Origin of the sequence: Acinetobacter sp. YH12070 (assembly GCF_013419625.1) — a bacterium.
Taxonomy (GTDB): Bacteria; Pseudomonadota; Gammaproteobacteria; order Pseudomonadales; family Moraxellaceae; genus Acinetobacter; species Acinetobacter amyesii.
In genome coordinates this window covers 1-5,480 of the sequence record NZ_VOZT01000103.1, presented here as the reverse complement: position 1 = coordinate 5,480, position 5,480 = coordinate 1, and the positions used below count along the sequence as shown (strand labels likewise).

Sequence of the window (5,480 nt, the reverse complement as noted above, 5' to 3'; positions counted from 1 at the left end):
ACTTCATGTACAACCATCATTTTAAAGGCGAAGCTATAATCACGTTGTGTGCGTTTAACTCGTTGTTCTTGTGCATGTTCCATAAAATAAGTCTCTTAAGGTGTAAACTTATTTCAGGACGGGACAGCATGTTCATAAAAAAAGCCCTTCCATAAGAAGGGCTTTTTAGTGTTGATCACATTTATACAGTTAAAGTCCGAAGTAATAAGCCAATAAGCAAATCACTACCGTAATAATAATTAAGGTAATCACTCCACCTGCACCGGGTTTATGGGTTGGATTTGGCGTGTGTGCATGCTGAGGATTTGATTTTCTTTGCTCAGTTTTAAAACCATCCAGAGGAGAGCTTTCAACAACAGGAGTTAAGCGTGCAGTTTTATAGTGATTGGCGACTTTCACAATAAATTTTGCCGTTAAATCTTCAGTTTTTTGAGCAAAATGTCGCAAATTTAACTGTTCTTCAGGTGTGTAAATACTGCCATCCGCGTGATAGGGATGCTGAATTTTAGACTGAATGTGGCGGTTTAATGCATCTAAGCGATGTAAGCTGTCATGTGCGAAATCCGCTTGTGCATCCGTTGGCAAGAGTGCAAGTTTTGCGGATTCATTTGATTCGCTGCTTTGATCAAGCTGCGTACCATAATAAGGTGTGCCTAACACCTCCGGCTCAATAAAACCTTCCGCAGGTTTTTGTAAAAATAATTCTGCTTCAGTGAAGTTATGAATATCATCCCATTTTGGTAACTGCATATCCGCTTCGATGCGTTTAATGAGTTTATGGTTCAGCTCATAGCGCCAAAAGGTTTCGCGACGAATTTGCAGTTGTTGGGATGCCGGTGCTTCATAGTCATTTTCTGCGTTATACCACTCGGCAAGTTCTTTACCAAAAATCCACGCCTGCTTTTTATTTTGTTCGTGGCTCACAATGAAATGGGCAAAGGGAAGAAGTTCAACGTTAGCATTCGGATTTTGTTCATCATTTAGCAAGCTAGAGCTATGTAAACTTAAGCGTTGTACCCCTTGTTTTTTTAAGCCTTCTAGCCAAATTTGGAAATGTTGAGCCAATAAATGCTGTGATAGCAAATCACGAAAATGGAAACTGTGCTGATCAAAAATGTGGTGATTCAACCAACGTTGAAAACTCAAACCTTGGTTGAGAAATTCATTGCCATAAGTGACGAGTGTGAGCTGTTGTTTCCAGATTGGATCGAGTGCCATAAAGATTGGATCCCATTGATATTGTGTTTATCTTATACTTTTTTTAAAACTTGATGCTAATGCAATTTTAACTTGTGAATGCGCTTCATCATAACGGCTAAAAACTGTTAGAATAAGGGGTTTATATTATTTTTTTTAAATTGTTGCTTTGAGAGTTACTATGTCACTGGAAGCCCTGACCACTGAAGCGCTCGCTGCGATTGCAGCAGCAGAGGACCTTGCTACACTCGACCAAGTGCGAGTGCAATTTACAGGGAAGAAAAGCCAGCTCGCGGAACAATCGAAGTCGCTCGGTAAAATGGACCCAGAAGAACGTAAAGTTTTTGGTGCTCAAATTCATGCCGTTCGTGAATTGATTACTGGCGCACTGACTGCTCGTCAAGCTAAATTACAAAAAGCTGCATTAGAACAAAAGCTTGCTAGCGAAACGATTGATATTACTTTACCCGGCCGTAGTCAAACGGTGGGTAGTATTCACCCTGTGACTCAAGTTCAAGAACGTATTTGCCAATTCTTTACCAAAGCTGGCTTTACTGTTGCGACTGGTCCAGAAGTTGAAGATGATTATCACAACTTTGAAGCATTGAACATTCCGGGTCATCATCCTGCACGTGCGATGCACGACACTTTCTATTTTGATGCGAATCATTTACTTCGTACGCATACCTCAGGCGTGCAAATTCGTACGATGGAAAATCAGCAGCCTCCAATCCGTATTGTGTGTCCTGGTCGTGTTTATCGCTGTGACTCGGACCAAACGCATTCGCCAATGTTCCATCAAATCGAAGGTTTGTATGTGGCTGAAAACACCAGCTTTGCAGAACTAAAAGGTTTGTTGGTTAACTTGTTAAATGAATTCTTTGAAAAAGATTTGAAAGTACGTTTCCGTCCATCTTATTTCCCATTTACAGAGCCAAGTGCGGAAGTGGATATCATGGATGAACGTGGTAAATGGTTGGAAGTTTTGGGCTGCGGTATGGTGCATCCAAACGTTTTACAAGCCGCTGGCATCGACCCAGAAAAATACAAAGGCTTTGCCTTCGGTTTAGGTGTAGAGCGTTTTGCCATGTTGCGTTATGGCATTAATGACCTACGTATGTTCTACCAAAATGATGTGCGTTTCTTACGCCAATTTGCTTAAACAGTTTTATACCTCTCCCTAACCTCTCCTAAAAGGAGAGGGGTTGTCCATCATGACTTAGGGTTCGTCCTCTTTCTTTAAAGGGGCGCTAGAGGGGATTAGAAATTTAGAATTAATAGGTTTTTATACAATGAAAATTAGCGAAAATTGGTTGCGTACATGGGTTAACCCAGCCATTGATAGCGATACACTTTCTGACCAACTGACCATGTTAGGTTTAGAAGTTGATGATTTATCTCTTGCTGCAAAACCATTTACTGGTGTAGTTGTCGGTGAAGTTTTAACAGTGGTTCAACATCCTGATGCTGACCGTTTACGTGTCACTACTGTAAACATCGGTTCAGGCGAGCCGTTACAAATCGTTTGTGGAGCTCCAAACGTACGTGTAGGCATGAAAGCTCCTGTAGCAACCATTGGTGCAGTACTTCCGGGCGATTTCAAAATTAAAAAAGGCAAGCTTCGTGGTGTTGAATCACAAGGCATGCTGTGCGGTGCGTCTGAAATTGATCTTGAAGATAAAATCGACGGTCTATTGGAGCTTCCTGCAGATGCTCCTGTAGGCACAAATATTCGTGAATATTTAGATCTTGATGACAATGTGATTGATATCAGCATCACGCCAAACCGTGGTGACTGCTTCAGTATTCGTGGTATTGCACGTGAAATTGGTGTGATCAATCAACTTCCTGTGACTGCCCCTGAAATTAAAGAAGTTGCTGCAACAATTACTGATGAGAAGAAAGTTGTTGTTGAAACTGATGGTTGCCCACGCTATTTAGGTCGAGTGATCAAAAACGTTAATACCAAAGCACCAACTCCTGAGTGGATGGAGCGTGCATTAGCTCGTGCAGGCATTCGTCAGCACAGTATTTTGGTCGATATTACCAACTACGTTTTAATGGAATTGGGTCAACCTTTACATGCATTCGATGGCGGTAAAGTTGAAGGTTCTGTTCGTGTACGCCAAGCAACAGCAGCAGAAAAATTAACGTTGTTGAATGAACAAGAAGTTGAATTATCTGAAAACGTGATGGTGATTGCGGATGATCAAAAAGCTTTGGCGATTGCAGGAATCATGGGTGGCCTAAGTTCAGCGGTTTCTGATGATACCACTGAAATTTTCCTTGAGTCGGCGTTCTTTGATCAACTCTATATCGCAGGTCGTGCACGTAGTTTTGGTTTGCATACTGATGCATCTCAGCGTTATGAACGCGGTGTAGACTTTGAATTGCCGATGACGGCAATGCACCGTGCTTCTCAACTTATCGCTGATTTAGCTGGTGGTGAGTTTGGTCCAATTACTGTTGCTGAAAAAGTAGAGCTATTACCAAAACGTGAAGCCATTGAACTGAACCAAGCGCAAGTCGATCAACTGCTTGGTTATAAAGTTGAATCTGCATTTATTACCGATGCTTTAACGCGTTTGGGTTGCAATGTCACTGTGAAAGCAGAAGGTGAGTGGACTGTTTTACCACCATCACATCGTTTTGACATGGCGATTTATCAAGACCTCATCGAAGAAGTAGCACGTATTCACGGTTACGACAATATTCAAATTAGCTTGCCGGTGATTGATGTCAAACTAGCGAAATACCAAGACCAATTTGAATTGGTTCAGTTACGTCAAACTGCAGTGGCTTTGGGTTATCAAGAAGCGATTAGCTTTAGCTTTGCAGATGCGAAACTAGAGAAACAATTGAATCCACAGGTTCAACCACTAGCGCTTGCAAACCCGATTTCTAGCGACCTTGCAGTGATGCGTTCAACCTTATTATCAAGTTTGATCCCATGTGTGCAATACAACGTGAACCGTCAGCAAAACCGTGTGCGTTTCTATGAGCTTGGTCTACGTTTTGATTATCAAGGTGCGAACAGCATTCATGATCTCAAACAGATCCCAACCTTTGCACTGGTTGCAACAGGTTCGCGTACGACTGAATCTTGGCATGGTAAAGCACAGCCTATGGATTTCTTTGACTTTAAAGGCGATGTAGAAGAGATTTTAAATTCTGCACGTTTAAATGTTGAATATGTACGTTCAGAACGTACGTGGTTGCATCCAGGCCAATCTGCTGAAATCTTAGTCAATGGTCAATCAATTGGTTACTTCGGTCGTTTACACCCATCTTTAGAAGATGAGTTGGATTTGGCGACTACTTGGGTCGCTGAATTGGATCAATTGGCTGTTTTGCAAACTTATGTATCTAATTTTACAGAATTATCACGTTTTCCGTCGGTTCGACGTGATATTGCGCTTTTAATTAGTGATAAGATTAATGTTAGTGAAATTCAGCAACTTATCGAAAAAACAGGCGGTGAACTTTTAGACGCAGTTTGGTTGTTCGATGTGTACACTGGTCAAGGTGTCGAAGAAGGCAAGCGCTCATTGGCATTTGCAATTCAATGGCAACATCCAACACGTACATTAGAAGATGCTGAAATCAAAAACGGTATGGATAACATACTTCAGGTGTTGGAAAACACTTACCAGGCGACATTGAGGGCTTCATGACAGCATTAACAAAAGCAGAAATGGCTGATCATTTAAGTGAGCTCACGAGTTTAAACCGTCGTGAAGCAAAACAAATGGTCGAGTTATTCTTCGATGAGATTAGCCAAGCGCTAATCTCTGGGGAACAAGTTAAACTCTCTGGTTTCGGTAACTTCGAGTTGCGTGATAAACGTCAACGCCCAGGCCGTAACCCGAAAACGGGTGAAGAAATTCCGATTTCTGCCCGTCGTGTAGTGACCTTCCGTGCGGGACAAAAATTCCGTCAACGTGTTGGAAATGAGCAGATCGATTGATCTGCTTTTTTTTGCCTTTGATTTAGGAGGCGCAGTGTTCATCATCTATCGCACAAGTCATGTTGAAGAATATTCGATTTAAGGTGAGACGATATAGTTGAGTTGAGTTGAGTTGTCGTAAAGATTGATTGTGGCTTTCTTTGAGCTAAATCTTCAGTTTTTATTTTTCAATAAGCATGGGTTTAGTATTGTAAGCGTCCGCTGAATCCCATACCAATTTTTAATTCGATTCAGGTTTCCAGCAGTGCGGCAGCAATTCTTCAATTTGGGTCACTTTGTGTGTCGGCAGCCTTTTCAGCACATCACTTAAATAGGC

General features: G+C 41.7%; 5 protein-coding genes. 3 read left to right on the top strand and 2 right to left on the bottom strand.

What is annotated here, in order from left to right; genetic code table 11:
- Positions 1-189 precede the first annotated feature (189 nt).
- The gene (locus FTU17_RS16725; protein WP_180136075.1) at positions 190-1,218 is read right to left on the bottom strand and encodes a hypothetical protein; all 1,029 of its coding nucleotides are present in this window, start codon (positions 1,216-1,218) and stop codon (positions 190-192) included.
- 160 nt (positions 1,219-1,378) lie between these two features.
- Between FTU17_RS16725 and pheS the strand changes: the two genes are divergently transcribed.
- The 3 genes from pheS to FTU17_RS16710 all read left to right on the top strand — a co-directional run bounded on the left by pheS (position 1,379) and on the right by FTU17_RS16710 (position 5,164).
- Positions 1,379-2,359 (top strand): phenylalanine--tRNA ligase subunit alpha, encoded by a 981-nt coding sequence (gene pheS / locus FTU17_RS16720; RefSeq protein ID WP_180136073.1) that lies wholly within the window; start codon positions 1,379-1,381, stop codon positions 2,357-2,359.
- 115 nt (positions 2,360-2,474) lie between these two features.
- Complete coding sequence (gene pheT / locus FTU17_RS16715) at positions 2,475-4,871, top strand: phenylalanine--tRNA ligase subunit beta (RefSeq protein WP_373684080.1); 2,397 nt, start codon at positions 2,475-2,477, stop codon at positions 4,869-4,871.
- On the top strand, positions 4,868-5,164 hold the full coding sequence (locus tag FTU17_RS16710; RefSeq protein WP_004649746.1) for an integration host factor subunit alpha: 297 nt from the start codon (positions 4,868-4,870) through the stop codon (positions 5,162-5,164). The genes pheT and FTU17_RS16710 overlap by 4 nt, the downstream gene beginning before the upstream one ends.
- Positions 5,165-5,384: 220 nt before the next feature.
- Here the strand turns inward: FTU17_RS16710 and FTU17_RS16705 are convergent.
- Positions 5,385-5,480, bottom strand: a 96-nt coding sequence (locus FTU17_RS16705; RefSeq protein ID WP_130075492.1) for a transposase domain-containing protein, incomplete at its 5' end; no start/stop codon positions are given.

Coding starts and splice junctions, on each gene's coding strand:
- FTU17_RS16710 (WP_004649746.1), top strand. CDS start 4,868: ATGACAGCATTAACAAAAGCAGAAATGGCTGATCATTTAAGTGAGCTC.
- FTU17_RS16725 (WP_180136075.1), bottom strand. CDS start 1,218: ATGGCACTCGATCCAATCTGGAAACAACAGCTCACACTCGTCACTTAT.
- pheS (WP_180136073.1), top strand. CDS start 1,379: ATGTCACTGGAAGCCCTGACCACTGAAGCGCTCGCTGCGATTGCAGCA.